Origin of the sequence: Afipia sp. P52-10 (assembly GCF_000516555.1) — a bacterium.
Lineage (GTDB): Bacteria > Pseudomonadota > Alphaproteobacteria > Rhizobiales > Xanthobacteraceae > P52-10.
On sequence record NZ_AZSJ01000003.1, the window covers coordinates 2,598,554 to 2,615,610 of the forward strand.

The 17,057-nt window shown below is 65.0% G+C and carries 15 protein-coding genes and 1 pseudogene; 9 read left to right on the plus strand and 7 right to left on the minus strand.

All coding sequences use genetic code 11. The features are described 5' to 3' along the window. Positions 1-2: 2 nt before the first annotated feature. Both dnaG and rpoD read left to right on the plus strand, forming a co-directional pair. Positions 3-2,027, plus strand: a complete 2,025-nt coding sequence (gene dnaG / locus X566_RS13570) for a DNA primase (RefSeq protein ID WP_034467073.1) — start codon at positions 3-5, stop codon at positions 2,025-2,027. 323 nt (positions 2,028-2,350) lie between these two features. Next, positions 2,351-4,486 carry an RNA polymerase sigma factor RpoD gene (rpoD, locus tag X566_RS13575; protein ID WP_034467076.1) on the plus strand — a complete coding sequence of 712 codons (2,136 nt, stop codon included), beginning with the start codon at positions 2,351-2,353 and terminating at the stop codon, positions 4,484-4,486. Between the two features lie 250 nt (positions 4,487-4,736). On the opposite strand, the gene X566_RS13580 is transcribed toward rpoD, so the two are convergent. After that, the gene (locus X566_RS13580; RefSeq protein ID WP_034468621.1) at positions 4,737-5,003 is read right to left on the minus strand and encodes a DUF2798 domain-containing protein; all 267 of its coding nucleotides are present in this window, start codon (positions 5,001-5,003) and stop codon (positions 4,737-4,739) included. Between the two features lie 302 nt (positions 5,004-5,305). On the opposite strand from X566_RS13580, the gene X566_RS13585 reads away from it, so the two are divergent. Continuing rightward, on the plus strand, positions 5,306-6,106 hold the full coding sequence (locus X566_RS13585) for a lytic transglycosylase domain-containing protein (protein WP_034468622.1): 801 nt from the start codon (positions 5,306-5,308) through the stop codon (positions 6,104-6,106). A 106-nt stretch (positions 6,107-6,212) separates the two neighbouring features. Next, positions 6,213-7,207 (plus strand): annotated as a pseudogene (locus X566_RS13590) (alpha/beta fold hydrolase). Positions 7,208-7,278: 71 nt separating this feature from the next. On the opposite strand, the gene X566_RS13595 reads toward X566_RS13590, so the two are convergent. Beyond that, positions 7,279-7,524 carry a hypothetical protein gene (locus tag X566_RS13595; protein ID WP_034468623.1) on the minus strand — a complete coding sequence of 82 codons (246 nt, stop codon included), beginning with the start codon at positions 7,522-7,524 and terminating at the stop codon, positions 7,279-7,281. 919 nt (positions 7,525-8,443) lie between these two features. On the opposite strand from X566_RS13595, the gene X566_RS13605 reads away from it, so the two are divergent. From X566_RS13605 to X566_RS13615, 3 genes are all read left to right on the plus strand, one after another. After that, positions 8,444-8,746, plus strand: a complete 303-nt coding sequence (locus tag X566_RS13605; RefSeq protein ID WP_034467082.1) for a hypothetical protein — start codon at positions 8,444-8,446, stop codon at positions 8,744-8,746. 149 nt (positions 8,747-8,895) lie between these two features. Next, complete coding sequence (locus tag X566_RS13610; protein ID WP_081740169.1) at positions 8,896-9,825, plus strand: dimethylarginine dimethylaminohydrolase family protein; 930 nt, start codon at positions 8,896-8,898, stop codon at positions 9,823-9,825. 44 nt (positions 9,826-9,869) lie between these two features. Continuing rightward, positions 9,870-10,448 (plus strand): DUF4112 domain-containing protein, encoded by a 579-nt coding sequence (locus X566_RS13615; RefSeq protein WP_034468627.1) that lies wholly within the window; start codon positions 9,870-9,872, stop codon positions 10,446-10,448. 138 nt (positions 10,449-10,586) lie between these two features. On the opposite strand, the gene X566_RS13620 is transcribed toward X566_RS13615, so the two are convergent. From X566_RS13620 to msrA, 3 genes are all read right to left on the minus strand, one after another. After that, positions 10,587-10,841, minus strand: coding sequence for a hypothetical protein (locus X566_RS13620; protein ID WP_034467086.1), 255 nt, complete (start codon positions 10,839-10,841; stop codon positions 10,587-10,589). 361 nt (positions 10,842-11,202) lie between these two features. Further along, entirely contained in the window at positions 11,203-11,616 is a 414-nt protein-coding gene (msrB, locus tag X566_RS13625) for a peptide-methionine (R)-S-oxide reductase MsrB (protein WP_034467088.1), read from the minus strand. Between the two features lie 151 nt (positions 11,617-11,767). Then, the gene (gene msrA, locus X566_RS13630; protein WP_034467091.1) at positions 11,768-12,469 is read right to left on the minus strand and encodes a peptide-methionine (S)-S-oxide reductase MsrA; all 702 of its coding nucleotides are present in this window, start codon (positions 12,467-12,469) and stop codon (positions 11,768-11,770) included. A gap of 187 nt (positions 12,470-12,656) precedes the next feature. Between msrA and X566_RS13635 the strand changes: the two genes are divergently transcribed. Further along, the gene (locus X566_RS13635; protein WP_034467093.1) at positions 12,657-13,733 is read left to right on the plus strand and encodes a flavodoxin family protein; all 1,077 of its coding nucleotides are present in this window, start codon (positions 12,657-12,659) and stop codon (positions 13,731-13,733) included. A 113-nt stretch (positions 13,734-13,846) separates the two neighbouring features. Here the strand turns inward: X566_RS13635 and X566_RS13640 are convergent, their stop codons facing one another. Together X566_RS13640 and X566_RS13645 are read right to left on the minus strand one after the other, a co-directional pair. Beyond that, on the minus strand, positions 13,847-14,242 hold the full coding sequence (locus tag X566_RS13640) for a BA14K family protein (protein ID WP_034467095.1): 396 nt from the start codon (positions 14,240-14,242) through the stop codon (positions 13,847-13,849). 164 nt (positions 14,243-14,406) lie between these two features. Further along, the gene (locus X566_RS13645) at positions 14,407-15,516 is read right to left on the minus strand and encodes an ATP-dependent RecD-like DNA helicase (RefSeq protein ID WP_034467097.1); all 1,110 of its coding nucleotides are present in this window, start codon (positions 15,514-15,516) and stop codon (positions 14,407-14,409) included. Between the two features lie 241 nt (positions 15,517-15,757). Between X566_RS13645 and X566_RS13650 the strand changes: the two genes are divergently transcribed. Next, entirely contained in the window at positions 15,758-16,966 is a 1,209-nt protein-coding gene (locus X566_RS13650; RefSeq protein WP_034467099.1) for an LLM class flavin-dependent oxidoreductase, read from the plus strand. Positions 16,967-17,057: the final 91 nt, after the last annotated feature.

Here is a 17,057-nt window from a genome sequence, read left to right on the forward strand (position 1 = left end):
GAATGCGCTTTACGCCCCAATTTCTTGACGAACTGCGTGCGCGGCTGCCGGTGTCGGAAGTCGTGGGTCGGCGCGTGAAGCTGAAGAAGGCCGGTCGCGAGTGGAAAGGGCTGTCGCCGTTCCAGCAGGAGAAGACGCCGTCGTTCTTCGTCAACGACCAGAAGCAGGCGTGGTTCGACTTCTCCTCCGGCAAGAACGGCAACATCTTCGATTTCCTGATGCAGACCGAGGGCGTGTCGTTTCCGGAAGCGGTGGAGCGGCTCGCGCAGATGGCCGGATTGCCGATCCCGCAGGCCGCGCCCGATGCGGAGCGGCGCGAGCAGCGCCGCCGGACGCTGTATGACGTGATGGAGCTCGCGGCGAAGTATTTCGCCGACACGCTGGCCTCGCGGCTTGGCGCCAAGGCGCGCGGCTATCTCGCCGATCGCGGCCTCGATCCGGCGACCCAGCTCAAGTTTCGCATGGGCTATGCGCCGGCGGAGAAGTTCGCGCTGAAGGAGCATCTCGGCGCCGCGGGCATTCCGGTCGAGGACATGGCCGAGGCGGGGTTGCTGGTGCACGGCGACGACATTCCAGTGCCGTATGATCGCTTCCGCGATCGCGTGATGTTTCCGATCACTGACGCGCGCGGCCGCATCATCGCTTTCGGCGGCCGGGCGCTCGAAAAGGACGTGCCGGCGAAGTACCTGAACTCGCCGGAGACGCCGCTGTTTCACAAGGGCGACAACCTCTACAACCTCGCGATGGCGCGCCAGGCCGCGCATGACGGTGCAACGCCGGTGGTGGTCGAAGGCTATGTCGATGTGATCGCGATGGTCGGCGCGGGTTTCCCCGCCGCGGTCGCGCCGCTCGGCACCGCGCTCACCGAAAACCAGCTCGCGTTGCTGTGGCGGATGGCCGACGAGCCGATCCTCTGCTTCGACGGCGACAAGGCCGGCCAGCGCGCCGCGTTCCGCGCCGCCGACATTGCGCTGCCGTTGCTGAAGCCTGGCAAGAGCCTGCGCTTTGCGCTGCTGCCTGAAGGGCAGGACCCGGACGATCTCGCCCGTTCCGGCGGTCGCGCGGCGATCGAGGAGGTGATCGCGGCGGCGCGGCCGCTCGCCGACGTGGTCTGGCAGCGCGAGGTCGAGGGTGGCGCCTATGCGACGCCGGAACGGCGCGCGGCGTTGGAGGCGCGCATCGGTGAACTGGCGGCGATCATTCGCGACGAGGTGGTGCGGAAGTATTATCGGCAGGACCTGCAGGAGCGGCTGCAGCGGCTGTTCGCGCCTGCGGGCGATCCCTATCGCCGCGCCGGTGGCGCGGGCGGCGGCTGGGGCGGAGCCCGGCTGCAGCGGCGCGAATCGGCGGGCGGTTTTTCCGGCCGGAACAGTGGCGCGGGGGGCCGTGGCCGTCCGGGCGGGAGTTTTGCACAGGGACCAGGGCCCGGCGGTTTCCGCCCCGGCGCCTATCAGGCGGCGAGCCCGCAGCTCGCGGCAAGCCCGCTGGTGCGGGGCCAGCGCTCGGCGCTGTCGCGGCGGGAGGCATTGATCCTGCAGACCCTGATCAACCATCCCTGGCTGCTGCACGAGCACCTGGAGGAGGTCGCGGCGCTGGAGCTCGCGCATCCGGAGGCGCATCGGCTGCGGGCGGCGATCATTGCCGCCTTCGCCGCCGACCATCACCACAATGGCGAGCCGGAGGAGCAAAGCGAGCAGCTCCGCGCCGATCTGATCCGGGCTGGATTCTCGGAACTCCTTCAAAGGGTTGAGCGCGCGATCACGACCAGCGCGGTGTGGGGGGCGCAGCGCGGGGCGGCGATCGAGGATGTTTTGGCGACCTGGAAGCAGCTCGTCGCCTTGCATCACCAGTGGCATTCCCTACTTAGGGAATTGAGAGATGCCGAACTGGCGCTTGGCCAGGACGCAACCGACTCCAATTATGGCTGGCTGCGTGACGTGAAGATGCGGCTCGCAACCGTCGATGGAACCGAAGCGCTGATCGAGGGCTTCGGTGAATCCTCCGGCCGGGCGCTGAAAAGTTCATAGGAGAGGTGGCCGCGGTGCGCTTTTTGTCGGTCTAGGACCATGAAAAGACTCGCCAAAATGGATATTTGGCCGCAAGAACAGGGTTAATCGAGGCTTAACGGGACAAGGTTCTATTAACGAGGCTAGCCCTAAACAGTGAGGGCATCGAATCGGGGTGGTGCCCTTGGCACCGCCCATTTCCGCGTCTGGCCTGCCGCCATGCTGGTTTATCCGCGTCGGTAGGTTATTAAGGGCGCGGCCTGGGATGAACAAATTGGGGGCGCGGTGCTTGCCCCCTGTGAGTGAAGGTAGACGTGCCGACCGCACGTTGCAGGAGCGATTGAATGGCCACGAAGGCGAAAGCGCAGCAGGTTAAGGAAGTCGCGAGAGTGGAGAAGCCCGCCGAGGCTCCCGAGAAGGAGGCCGCCGACGCCCCCACCGGGCCGCTGCTCGACCTGTCCGACGCGGCCGTCAAGCGGATGATCAAGCAGGCGAAGAAGCGCGGCTTCGTCACCTTCGATCAGCTCAACGAAGTGCTGCCCTCCGAATCGACCTCGCCCGAGCAGATCGAGGACGTGATGGCGATGCTGTCCGACATGGGCATCAACGTCTCCGAGAACGACGACGAGAACGACGAAGAGGAGAAGGACGAGGACGGCGACGAGCCCGATACCGATCTCGTCGAGGTCACGCAGAAGGCCGTCACCGAAACCAAGAAGTCGGAGCCGGGCGAGCGCACCGACGACCCGGTGCGGATGTATCTGCGCGAGATGGGTTCGGTCGAGCTGTTGTCGCGCGAGGGCGAAATCGCGATCGCCAAGCGTATCGAGGCCGGCCGCGAGGCGATGATCGCCGGGCTCTGCGAGAGCCCGCTGACGTTCCAGGCGATCATCATCTGGCGCGACGAACTCAACGAAGGCAAGATCTTCCTGCGCGACATCATCGATCTGGAAGCGACCTATGCCGGCCCGGAATCGAAGGGCGGCGGCGCGGTGGCTGCTGCGAGCGAGGATGGCGCCGCGAGCGCGGGCGATGACGAGGACGCACCGGCGCAGGCGCTGTCGGCTGCGGCGACCCATGTCGCGCCGCCTGCGGCGCCGCCGGCTGCAACGCCGTTCCGCCCGGCACCGCAGCGCGATGCTGCCGATGCCGAGAAGGATCCGGGTGAGGCCGCCGCCGAAGCGGACATGGACGACGACGAGTTCGAGAACGCGATGTCGCTCGCCGCCATCGAGGCCGAGCTGAAGCCGAAGGTGGTCGAGACCTTCGACAAGATCGCCAACGAGTACAAGAAGCTGCGTCGCCTGCAGGAGCAGGACATCCAGAACCGGCTGCAGAACGAGACGCTCTCGCCGAGCCAGGAGCGCAAGTACAAGAAGCTGAAGGACGAGATCATCGCCGAGGTGAAGTCGCTGCGGCTGAACCAGCTCCGCATCGACAGCCTGGTCGAGCAGCTCTATGACATCAACAAGAAGCTCGTCTCGTACGAAGGCCGCCTGTTCCGCCTCGGCGACAGTCATGGCGTCAGCCGCGAGGACTTCCTGCGCAACTACACGGGCTCGGAGCTCGATCCGCGCTGGCTGAACCGGGTGTCGAAGCTGTCCGCCAAGGGCTGGAAGAACTTCGTCGCCCACGAGAAGGACCGCATCCGCGACCTGCGCGCCGAGATTCATTCGCTGGCCGAACTGACCGGGCTCGAGATCGGCGAATTCCGCAAGATCGTGCTCAGCGTGCAGAAGGGCGAGCGCGAAGCGCGCCAGGCGAAGAAGGAGATGGTCGAGGCCAACCTGCGCCTCGTGATCTCGATCGCCAAGAAGTACACCAACCGCGGCCTGCAGTTCCTCGACCTGATCCAGGAAGGCAACATCGGCCTGATGAAGGCGGTGGACAAGTTCGAGTATCGCCGCGGCTACAAGTTCTCGACCTACGCGACCTGGTGGATCCGGCAGGCGATCACCCGCTCGATCGCCGACCAGGCGCGCACCATCCGTATCCCGGTGCACATGATCGAGACGATCAACAAGATCGTCCGCACCTCGCGCCAGATGCTGAACGAGATCGGCCGCGAGCCGACCCCGGAGGAGCTGGCCGAGAAGCTCGGCATGCCGCTCGAGAAGGTGCGCAAGGTTCTGAAGATCGCCAAGGAGCCGCTCTCGCTCGAAACGCCGGTCGGCGACGAGGAGGATTCGCATCTCGGCGACTTCATCGAGGACAAGAACGCGATTCTGCCGATCGATGCGGCGATCCAGTCGAACCTGCGCGAGACCACGACGCGGGTGCTCGCCTCGCTGACGCCGCGCGAGGAGCGCGTGCTGCGCATGCGCTTCGGCATCGGCATGAACACCGACCACACGCTGGAGGAGGTCGGCCAGCAGTTTTCGGTGACGCGCGAACGTATTCGTCAGATCGAGGCGAAGGCGCTGCGCAAGCTGAAGCACCCCTCGCGCTCGCGCAAGCTGCGTAGCTTCCTCGATAACTGAGCTGCGCGTGAGGTTGCGGCGCACGCCGCATCTGAACCGGATGTGAATGAGAGCGGCAGCGATGCCGCTCTTTTTTTGCTTCGTCCGTGCTTGCGCGCGTTGCGCGCCGTAAATCCTTCGCTACGCTTGCCGCGTTGCGCGACGAGCCGGAGCGCGCCTGAGGGGCGGAGCCGAAGCTAGAGCCGAAGCCCAGAGCCTGAGGCCGCGCGGGAGGCGGTCGCGAACGACCGCTCCAAGATCGCTCCGCCCGTCAGCGGTGCGGCGGCTCGACCAGCCAGTTGACGATCCGCCGCACCAGCGGCAGCACCGCCAGCAGCGTCGGAAACGCCACCAGCCACGACAGCGCCCAGGCGCTCGGCCAGGTCGCAAGAAAGGCCGGTGTCGGCCCGAGGCTTTTGAAGGTCGCGATCGCCGAGACCACGAAGGTCATGATGATCGACAGCACCAGCGGCATGATGATGCTGGCGTAGCGCGCGGGCAGCTTGCCGCGCCGGCGCGGCGTGGACAGGTCAGTCATGGAGGTCTCGCTTGGAAGGTCGGCCGGGTCGATCACGGGCATGGTTAAGCATTCGTGCCGGTCGGAACGGCCGGATGGAATGCGTTGCCTGACGTGAGACGCTTACGGCTGGCAGGGCGCCAGCATCGGCAGGCTTATAGAAGGGCGCGGCGTTGGACGCCAGCGGAAACGGCTGAGAACCCTTCAAAAAAAGCGGCTCGCGCCTGTGCGATGCGGGCCGATGCCGCCGGTGGTCATCGTTGTTCCGTCGCATTTGCCGTGCCATGATCGCGCCCACGACGGCAACGACAGCAGGAATCCTCATGATCGCGCGCACGCTTGCGGCTCTTGTTCTCTCGTCCCTCCTCGCCCTTCCGGCCATGGCCGCCCAGTGCGGCGGCGACTTCCACACCTTCATCGCCAACTTCTCGCGCGAGGCGCAGGCGCAGGGCATTTCGCAGGCGGTGCTGAGCCAGGCGCTCGGCAACGTTACGCAGGACCAGGCGGTGCTGGCGTTCGATCGGCGCCAGCGCGGCACCTTCAACAAGACCTTCGAGCAGTATGTGGCGACCCGCGTCGGCGCCGCCCGCATCAAGCGGGCCTCGGCGATGATGCAGCGGCATGCGGCGCTGCTCTCGCGCATCGAACAGCGCTTCGGCGTACCGCCGCAGATCGTGGTGGCGATCTGGACGCTGGAGACCGACAACGGCGCTGACATGGGCAAGCTATCGGTGTTCCGCGTGCTCGCCACCATGGCGCATGACTGCCGCCGCACCGAGTTGTTCCAGCGCGAGCTGCTGGCGGCGCTGCAGATCGTCCAGCGCGGCGACCTGCCGCTCGGCGAGATGGTCGGCGCCTATGCCGGCGAGATCGGCCAGACGCAATTCCTGCCGTCGTCCTACATCAAGTACGGCGTCGATTTCGACGGCAACGGCCATGTCGATCTGCGCCGCAGCGTGCCGGACGTGCTGGCCTCCACCGCCAACCTGCTGCGCACCAATGGCTGGAAGCCCGGTCCCTATGGCGAGGGCACGTCCAACTTCGAGGCGATGCGCGAGTGGAATAGGGCGGTGGTCTACCGCAAGACCATCGCCTACTTCGCCGACAAGCTGGTCGGGCGGTGAGGGTTTAAGACGCGCATAGGCTGCTCGAATCGCTCCTTCTCCAGCGGCAAGCCGAAGCGGCGCGATGCGGGGCGGAGTTGCGGATGCAAGCGGTGGAGCGCGGACGATGACCAGGCCGATCGAGCGGACCATCAAGGCCAACGGCATCGGCCTCAATGTCGCCGAGTTGGGGCAGGGGCCGGTGGTCCTGTTCTGCCATGGCTTTCCGGAAGGTTGGTATTCCTGGCGGCATCAGATCGATGCGGTGGCGGCCGCGGGCTTCCATGCTGTCGCGCCCGACATGCGCGGCTACGGCAACAGCGACCGGCCCGCGGCGATCGACCAGTACACCATCTTCCATTTGGTCGGCGATCTCGTCGGCGTCTTGGATGCACTCGGCGCCCCGCACGCGGTCATCGTCGGTCATGATTGGGGCGCGAACATCGCCTGGCAGGCGGCGCGGCTCCGGCCGGATCGCTTCCGCGCGATCGTTGCCTCAGCGTGCCGTTCCGGCCGCGGAGCCCGGCGCCTCCGACCAGCCTGATGCCGCAGACCGAGGACGCCCAGTTCTATCAGTTGTATTTCCAGGCGCCCGGTGTCGCCGAGGCCGAGTTCGAGCAGGACCCTCGCTTGACCCTGCGCACCATGCTCTATGGCGCTTCGGGTGAAGGCGTCGCCGTGATCCGCGCGAGGATGGCAAGCGGCGGCGCGGCGCCGGGCATCGGCATGGTGCCGCGCCACGGCGGCCTGCTGCAAGCGGGCGAAACGCCACCGCTGCCATCATGGCTGAGCGAGGCCGAGCTCGACCTCTATGCCGGTGCATTCGCCCGCAGCGGTTTTCGCGGTCCGCTCAATTACTATCGCAACCTCGATCGCAACTGGGAGCTGATGGCGGCCTTCGCCGACACCAAGGTCACGGTCCCGGCGCTCTACATGGCGGGGGACCACGACATGGTGGTCGCGGCGCCGGGCATGACGGAGGCGCTGGCGAACATGCGTCAGGTTGTGCCGAATTTGCGCGAGGTCAAAATGCTGCCCGGCTGCGGTCACTGGACCCAGCAGGAGCGCCCTGCCGAGGTCAATGCGGCGATGATCGATTTTCTGCACAGCCTGCCGACGTGATCGCCGCGGCAGAGCACCAAGGAGGGCGCGGATACGAGGCCCAACGCGGGCTGCTGTCGGCGGCCGCAGGCTCAGGCCGGCTTTTTCTTCTTCGCGCCGACCCGCTCGATGCTCTTGATGGCGAGCGGCGGCTTGCCGGATTTCTCGGCGATCTCGCGGTCCTGCTCCATGATGTAGCCCCGCGCGGGCTCGTCGCCTTCGAGACCGCCGAGGATGTCGGTCGGCACGCGCCGGTTGGAGCGGAGCGAGCCGTCCTCATAGACGACGTTGAAGAAGGCGAATTCGCCCTTCGGATTGGTCCCGGGTTTCTTTGGCATGGGCGGCTTTTCCGCCATGTGCGACGTTCTGTCAAAGCAAAAGGCGGTCGGATTTTCTGCCATGCGCGGTTGACAGGAATGGCATGTAGGACTATAGTCCTTATACCCTCGCTCATCCGGGGCGCCTTCCGGAGGCGTTCGGCAGGCGGAGCGGGGGCGGCGGCGCCCGCGCGCGTGGTTCGCATCCACGCTCTCGGGAGGCCTCGGGTCACCGTCCGGGTCCACTACGGGACTCTGCCTTTGAATGGCTGGACGGGGCGGGATGAAAGCGGGCGAAAGCCTGCCGGATCAGCTCGCGCGATGCGCGGCTCCCGTGCCGGAAGCACGGTCCCGAGGACGGAAATCGCCGCGTGCGGAGCGCCGAAAGGCGTTGCGCGGTCCGCGGTTCGGATCGCGTCCCTTGAACGACGGTTGCGTCTTGCGGCGCTCCGCCGCCCCGGATAGGGGCGAGACTTGGCGAAGACCAGCGTTCGTGGCTGAGGCTGCGGACGGCAGCGGCGCAGCGCGCCATTGAAGGACGCGACGCAGCGCGCGATCGAAAACAAGCCGAGCGTCGACCAGCAGCACGACAGCCGATGGATGCGCTCATGCGCGTGAGGGGGCGGTGACGAAATCCGGCGCGGCCTGTCAGCGTGCAAGAGGCGTACAAGAAGGTGCAAAAGTGTGTAAGCGCGCGGGAAAGCAAGGGCGGGAAAGCAAGGGCCTAAAAAGCGAGGCCGCGGAGACGCAGGCGCGGCGCGCGGGCCGTCTCTCGCTTGCGCCGGCCGTGCAGGGATTGCACGTGTGAATGCATGTTCAGGCTTGCGGCATGCATTGCCTTGTTCTTTCCGCGCATGGAACGTAATCGTCGGTTAGCCGTTCGCGTCTTGGGGCAAAAATGCATCCCAAGCACCATCTGCATCACGGAGAAACAAGACAGATGAAATTCATTTGCACCGTTGCTGCCGCAGCCGCCCTGTTGGGCGGCGCCGTTGCCATTTCTGCGCCGGCGCAGGCGCGCATGGCCGATCCCGGTCTGCATGCGCCGTCGGCGGTCGAGCATGTCGCCTGCCGTACCGTGCGCGAGCGCATCCGCAGGCCGAACGGTGCCGTCGTCTGGCGCACGCGCGAAATCTGCACGCCGGGCTTCACCCGTCCGCGGCCGCGCTGCTTCACCGAGCGCCAGCGGGTCGTGCGCCCGAACGGCACCGTCACGTTCAGGACGGTGCAGCGCTGCCGCTGACGCGATAGCCGTCTCACGAAGACGCAACACGCAGTCGCCGGGCGCAAGCCCGGCGATTTGCTTTTGCCATTGAATTTCGCTCGCGACGGACCATATCCGCGACGAGAATCGCGTAAGCTGTTTGCGTGATCGATGACGGTGGCAGGGACATGTTACAGACAGTTCATCAGCCGGTTGCCGATCGGATGGCGCGTGCGGAGGTGCCGCGCCTGTTGATGTGCGCGCCGGAGCACTTTGCGGTTCACTACAGCATCAATCCTTGGATGGACCCGGCCGCGTGGGCCGCAGCTGCGGTGCGTGACGGCGGCGCGGCCCAGGCGAAGGCGCGCCGGCAATGGAGCGCGCTGCATGCGGCATTGACCGCGGCCGGCGCGGCGATCGAGACCGTGCCGCCGGTGCAAGGCCTGCCGGATCTGGTGTTCACCGCCAACGCCGCCGTGGTGCTGAACGGCACCGCGCTGCTGGCGCGTTTCCGCCATCCGGAGCGGCAGGGCGAGGAGCCGGTGTTCGCCGCGGCGTTCGAGGGCCTGCGTACGCGTGGGCTGTTGTCGCGGGTGGTGGCGCTGCCGGACGATGTGGTGCTGGAAGGCGCGGGCGATTGCCTGTTCGATCCGGCGCGCGATCTGTTCTGGATGGGGCATGGCCCGCGTTCGGACCCGCGCGCGGCGGAGGCCGTGGCGGCGACCTTCGGCGTGTCGGTGGTGCCGCTGCAGCTCGTCGATCCGCGCTTCTATCATCTCGATACGGCGCTGTGCCCGCTGCCGACCGGCGATCTCATCTATTATCCGGGGGCGTTCAGCGAGGCGGGCCGCGCGGCGATCGAGGCGCAGGTGCCGGCGCGTCAGCGCATCGCGCTCGGTGAGGACGATGCGGTGCAGTTCGCGGCGAATGCGGTCTGCGTCGGCGGGACCGTGGTGATGTCGCGCTGCTCGGCGGCGTTGCGGGCGGAGCTTGCCGCGCGTGGCTACGCCGTGGTGGAGACGCTGCTCGACACCTTCCTGCAGAGCGGCGGATCGGCGGCGTGCCTGACGCTCCGGCTCGACCGCCACGCTGCGGTTTCGACCGCGCTGGCAGGATGACGCAGGCGCTTGCCTTTCGTGCTTCGCCTGCCCATGTGACGCTGATGGTGCAACGTCCCCATTCACAGGCCCGCGGCCAGGATCGCTCCCCCCGCCACGGGCCGGTCATCGATCAGGACGGCCGCGAAATCAGCCCCGGCACCCTCGCCGGGGACGGGTTCCGCGACAGCAAAGTCGCGCGCGATCGCTTCGCCCGCGACGGCTTTTCGCAAGGCGCGTTCGGCGGCGACGACTTCGCGTTCCATGCTTTCGGCTTCGGCGCGCAGCCGCTCACGCGCGAGCAGCGCTTGGCGCGGCTTGAGGCGATCGGCAACCTGCTCGACATGGCATTCATCGTGCCGGGCACCAACGTTCGCTATGGCCTCGACGGCCTGATCGGCCTCATTCCGATCGTCGGCGACATCATCACCACGGCGCTGGCGCTATGGGTGGTGCGTGAAGCCCGCGCGCTCGGAGCGCCGCGTTACCTCGTGGCACGGATGCTCGCCAACGTGGCGGTCGATGGTGTGGTCGGCATGGTGCCGCTGGTCGGCGATGCGTTCGACGTTGCCTTCAAGGCCAACGTTCGCAACATCCGCATGCTGCAGCGCTGGATCGACAAGCAGGCGATGAAGAGGCGCTGAGGACGATGGCGAGCGCCGTGAGGGGCGGCCCGAAAGCGACTGCTCAGAACGGCAACACGCTGAAAGACGCTGCGCTGAAAGACAAAGGCCCCGGACGAGGTCCAGGGCCATTCGCACAGATCGCGATGTCTTCGGTAATCAGGCGGCCTTCGCCTTGCGCTCGAGCGGGAAGTCCGGGCTGTTGTAGAGCGCACGGATACCGGCCTGATCGAAACGCTTCTCGTTCACTTCGAGATAGGCGCCGTTCAGCGAATCCGCAGGCAGTTGCTCGACCGCGAAGCGGATCGCCTCGGCTGCGCTGTCGAAGCGGCGATAGGTAAAGCCGGCGCGCTTCTTGTTGCGGATGGGAGCGGGGAAGAGTTCTGCGCTACGATTGTAGTTGAATGCGGACATGGTTGGACGCCTTCGTCTAATCCTGTTCTGCTGAATGGAGACATCGGGCACGCGCCATACGCGGCGAACCAGCCCGGCTTTCATGACAGGAATATAAGGGTTGTATGCTGCAATTGCGAGCAAAGAAGCCGCATGGCAGCCGATCCTCTCATGCGTCTCGCACAGACGCAGCAAAAGGTTAACGGAACAAAGCGGGAAAATTTACGCGGTGTGGTTGAAAGCCCGGTGTAAGGCGAACTTTTCGTTCGCCTCACCTGTTCACGTGAAACGATGTTACGCGTGCGGGAACCCGCTTATCATGCCGCTCGCGTAAACATCTGCGCGCCTCGAGCGTCCACAGAAATGCCCGACAATCTTCCGTTCAACCCTTGGGCTTCAATTTCAGCGCGGCCGAATTGATGCAGTAGCGCAGGCCTGTCGGCGCAGGACCATCTGGAAAGACGTGGCCGAGATGGCCGTTGCATTTCGAGCAAAGAACCTCGGTGCGGATCATGCCGTGGCTGAAATCGCGCTCCTCGTCGATATGGCTTTCGACGGCCGGCGCAGTGAAGCTCGGCCAACCGCAGCCAGAATCGAACTTGGTGTCGGATTCAAACAGCGTCTGTCCGCAACCGGCGCAAACGTATGTGCCCTTCGCGGTGGTGTGCTCGTATTCGCCGGAGAAGGGGCGTTCGGTCGCCTTCTCGCGCAACACGGCGTACTGCATCGGCGTGAGTTCGGCGCGCCACTCGGCTTCGCTCTTGTGCACTTTGTCGGCAGTCTTCGCATCGCTCATGATCTGCTCCTTGTCGTAGTCCCAGTCGTGTCCGGCTTCGTCTGCGCCGATGTTCGGGTGGTCTCCGAGATCGGCCGTCTCGTCGCTATATAAGCACGATCGGCGCGGAAATCTGCAACCCTGTGGCGCGATGCAGCTGGACGGCGATCCGTCAGTTGGTCGCCTTGGCGTCGCGCACCAGCACCGGCTTGGCGCGGAAGTTGGCGGGGAAGAACTTCTCCAGGTTGCCGACCTTGGGGGCGTCGTTGATCACGATGTAGGGCTTGTGTGGATTCAGCGTCGCATAGTCCTGATGATAATTTTCGGCGCTGTAGAACGGCTTGCCGGTCTCGATGGTGGTGGCGATCGGCTTCTTGAACACCTTCGCGGCATTGAGTTGGGCGATGTAGGCTTCGGCGGTCTTCTTTTGCGCGTCGTTCTGGACGAAGATGGTCGAGCGATACTGCGTGCCGACGTCTGGGCCTTGGCGGTTGAGCTCGGTCGGATCGTGGATCACCGAAAAGTAGATCTGCATCAGCTTGCCGTAAGAGATCTTATTCGGATCATACGTCACGCGCACCGATTCCGCATGACCGGTGTCGCCGGCGGTCGTGCGATCGTAAGTGGCGGTTTCCTTCGCGCCGCCGGCATAGCCTGATACTGCGTTGATCACGCCATCGGTGTGTTGGAAGACGGCTTGCACGCCCCAAAAGCAGCCGCCGGCAAACACAGCCGTTTGCGGGCCACTTGCCGCAGGCAGGTCTTGCGCCGGCGGCGGAATCGCAACCGGCTCGGACGACGCGTGGGCGAAGCTCGTCGCAGCAAGAGCCGCAAAGGCTGTGGCGAACAGTCCGGACTTCAGGGTGGGGCGCATAGGAGCTTTCCTCAAAGGGGCGTCGGCGTCGGCCGGACGCCCTGAAGATACGCGATTTCTGCGGGCCCGTTACGGCGCACACGAAAGCGTGAAAATGCGGTGGTGAAAACCGTGGACGGATCGATTGCCGCGGCCCGACAGTTGGTCATGGACGAGCCAGTCTGATGCCAGCCAGAGGAACGATGCCATGCCGCAGCCGGACGTTCGCAAGGGAATGCCATCGGTCGAATTGTCCCGTGAGGAGTTCGAGCGCCGGTTTCGCCGGCACTTCGAGGATCCGGCGTTCGCCGCGGTCGCGCGCGAGATCGCAGCCGTCGCAGAGGTTGCTTGGGACGGCTACATCAAGTACCGCAAGTCGCCGCGCACGCGAAAGGCGGGGCCGGGCTTCGCCGATCCGGACTATGATCTCTCGCTGGACTGGATCGAGGCGCATGAGGCGATCGCCGCCGCCCAGACGCGTTATCAGGACAGGAATGCCAAGCGCCGCATCCTGCTGGTCAACGGGTCTGCGCGCTCGGACCAGACCTGTCCCGGCGAAATTTCGAAGAGCTGGCGGCTGGTGAAGATCGCCGAGACGGTCCTGCGCGATGCCGGGTGCGAGGTGGAGCTTCTCGATCTGTCGCTGCTCGCATCGGAAGCCGGCCGCGTGATCTATCCGTGCAAGGCGTGCGTCTCGACGGCCATGCCGTTGTGCCATTGGCCCTGCAGTTGCTATCCGAACCATGCTCTGGGCCAGACCGGCGACTGGATGAACGAGATCTATCCGAAGTGGATCGCCGCGCACGGCGTGATGATCGTCACACCCGTCAACTGGTATCAGGTCCCGGGCGGTCTGAAGGCGATGATCGACCGGCTTGTCTGCGCCGACGGCGGCAATCCCGATCCGACCTCGACGCACGGCAAACATCCCGACGAGGCAAAGGCGCTGGAACTGAAGGGCTGGAATTATCCGCGCCATCTCGCAGGGCGGCTGTTCGCGGTCATCGTCCACGGCGACGTGATCGGTGCGGAGACGTTGCGGCGGTCGCTGTCGGACTGGCTGACCGACATCAAGATGATCTCGGCCGGTGCGCTCGCCGAGTGCGACGGCTACGTCGGTTACAACGAACCCTATGCTACCTCGCATCAGGCGCTGGACGAGGACGAGGCGTTTCAGAGCGACGTCCGCAACGCCGCGCTGACGCTGGCGCGAGCCGTGAAGCTGCAAGCGGCGGGGCAATTCCCGCATGCCGACGCTGGCCTGAAGGAAGCGGTCGAGAAGTGATCCGCTGCGCGCGACCGAGAGATCTAGACGAGAGACAAACGCGAAAGCCGCGGGACACTGCCCGCGGCTTCACAATCAAACGAACATAGTCGGACGAACGATCTGTCGTCAGCTCACGGGCACGGACGCCGATAACCATCCTTGGCGAGATAGGTGCCCGAGGCCGGATCGTAGGAGCGGAAGCGCTGCGAGCAATAAGCGATCGCGTTGTTCTGCGCCGCCTGAGCCTGGCTGCCGGCGATGATGCCGCCGATCACTGCGCCTGCGGCGAGACCGCCGATCACTGCGCCTGCGCTCGGGCCACGATGATGATGGTGGTGGTGATAGCGCGGGCCATAATAGCCGCGGTGACGATGACCACCGTGCCACTGCACGGTCTCGACGCCTGTGGCGGCTGCCGATGCGAGGGCCTTGTCCTGCGTCAGCGGCGCGGACTGCGCAGGCATGCTGAGCGCCAGCGCGGTAGAGGCCGCGAACAGGGTGACCGCACAAGCTCGTGCAAGTTTCATGATGTCTCCTTCGGTGGTGGATTACGTCGATGGGCCGTGGACTAAGATGGACGTATATTGCGGAGTATACTGATCCGAACGGCCGTGTCAGTCATCGGGAGATAACCCGAATGATTGATGGCTGGTTCCGGACCAGAATCAATTTTTAGTCTCCGCAGGAAGGATTATAGCACGATACTGAGACGTTTTGCCGCGCGTGTGATGCCGGTGTAGAGCCAGCGTGCACGGCTCTCCTGAAACGCGAAGCTTTCGTCGAACAGGACCACATCGTCCCATTGCGACCCTTGCGACTTGTGCACGGTCAAGACGTAACCGAAATCGAATTCATCGTAGGGTCGGCGCTGCTCCCAGGCGAGGTCCTCGATGCCGCCGGCGAAGCAGTCCGCGCGGACCGATACCTTCACGGCCTTGGCGGCGAACTCCTCGTCCGGCACGAGGCGCATGGTGACGATGCGCGACTTGGACTGCGCGCGGGCCTTCACGCGCCACAGCCCGCCGTTGAACAGTGCCTTCTTGCGGTTGTTGCGCAGGCAAACCAGCTTGTCGCCGGCCACCGGCAACGGATCGGTGATGCCTTGCTTCTCGCGGATGCGCAGGTTGTAGGCGCGGCGGGTGTTGTTGCGGCCGACCAGCACCTGGTCGGCGTTCATGACGCGGTCCGGATCGAGCGACGTGCGGCGCACCACCTCGGTCTCGCCGTACTGGCCGGCTTCGATCGTACGGCCTTCGCGCACGTCCATCGACAGCCGTACGATCGGATCGTCCTGCGCCTGGCGATGCACCTCGGTCAGCATCGCGTCGGGCTCGGCATTGGTGAAGAAGCCTGCGCCCTGGATCGGCGGCAGTTGCGCCGGATCGCCGAGCACGAGCAGAGGGCAGCCGAATGACATCAGATCGCGGCCAAGCTCGGCATCGACCATCGAGCATTCGTCGATGACGATCAGCTTCGCCTTCGAGGCCGGTGCATCGTCCCACAGTTCGAAGGTCGGCGTCTCGTCCATCGTCTCGCGGGCGCGATAGATCAGCGAGTGGATCGTCGAGGCGCCATCGCACCCCTTGTTGCGCATCACCAGCGCGGCCTTGCCAGTGAAGGCGGCATACTTCACCTGGCCCTCGACGCTCTCGGCGATGTGCCGCGCGAGCGTGGTCTTGCCGGTACCCGCGTAGCCGAACAGGCGAAACACCAGCGGCGTTGCGCCTTGGCCCGGTTTGGCGCGGAGCCAATCGGCAACGGCTTTCAACGCGAGATCCTGATGCGGCGTAAAGGCGGTCATGTTTCAGTATTCGGAACGAACGGGTGCGTGAGTGTTAGTCGATGCCGCGATTTGCGGCAAACCATCGCGAATCGTGCTGGATCGCGAACGACACCTATACAGGATCGCGCTGCATCATTTCATTTTTCGAGCAGGCTTACGGCAGCAATGCATGGTGTTTGCGGCTCACCTGCTATGGACGAACGAATTTCGCAGAGTAGAATGCGTGTCAATCCAAGTGATCGAGCGGGAGAACGCCTGAATGAAGTTCGGCATATTCTATGAGCTGCAGCTGCCACGCCCCTGGAAAGAGGGTGACGAGCACAAGCTCTATCAAAATGCGTTGAGCCAAGTCGAACTCGCGGACAAGCTCGGTTACGACTACGCGTGGGAAGTCGAGCATCACTTCCTCGAAGAATACTCGCACTCGCCGTCGCCTGAATCCTTCCTTGCCGCCGCCAGCCAGCGCACCAAGCAGATCCGGCTCGGCCACGGCATCTATCAGCTCACCACCAACCATCCGGCCCGTGTCGCCGAGCGTGTCGCCTGCCTCGACCTGCTGTCGAGCGGCCGCTGCGAATTCGGCATGGGCGAGAGCGCGTCGTCGACCGAGCTCGAGCCGTTCGGCGTCGCCATGGAGAACAAGCGGGAGATCTTCGAAGAGGCGGTGCAGGCCATCATCCCGATGTTCAAGGATGGCGGCAGCGAGCATCACGGCAAATACTTCAACATGCCGCTGCGCAACGTGCTGCCGAAGCCGCTGCAGAAACCGCACCCGCCGCTGTGGGTCGCCTGCTCGCAGCTCGATACGCTGGCCAAGTGCGGCGAATGGGGCATGGGCGCGCTGGGCTTCCAGTTCGTGTCGGCGGACGCCGCGCACGCCTGGGTGCATGCCTACTACAATGCATTCGTGAAGCGGCAGAAGAAGCTCGCCGACTACCAGACCAACCCGAACATCGCGCTGGTGTCGTTCTTCATGTGCGCGAAGACGGACGAGGAAGCGCGCGAGCGCGCCGACGGCGAGACCTTCTTCCAGTTCTCGCTGAAGTACTATGGCGCGTCGTCGGGCCGTCAGCGTCCGCCGCCGGGCACCGTCAACATGTGGGACGAGTACAACAAGTGGAAGAAGGCCAACCCGGAAGCCCACGCAGCGGCGCTGCGCGGCGGCCTGATCGGCTCTCCGGACACCATCCGCAAGAAGCTGCGCAAGTTCCAGTCGTCCAACATCGATCAGGTCGTGCTGCTGAACCAGGCGGGCAAGAACACGCACGAGCACATCTGCGAGTCGCTCGAGCTGTTCGCCAAGGAAGTGATGCCGGAGTTCCACGACGCACATCCGAAGCTGCTCAAGTGGAAGGAGCAGGTGCTGAACCGCGAGATCGACCTCGAGGAGATCGACACCACGGCCTTCAAGGAGCGCTACGGCGGCAACATGAAGAACATCGCTCCGAAGGTTCAGGCCGCGGAGTAAGACCGATATCAATACCAATCCGGGGCTCAACCCGGAGCATCACTACCATTCAGCCCCGATCGAAAGATCGGGGCTTTTGTTTTTCAGGGAC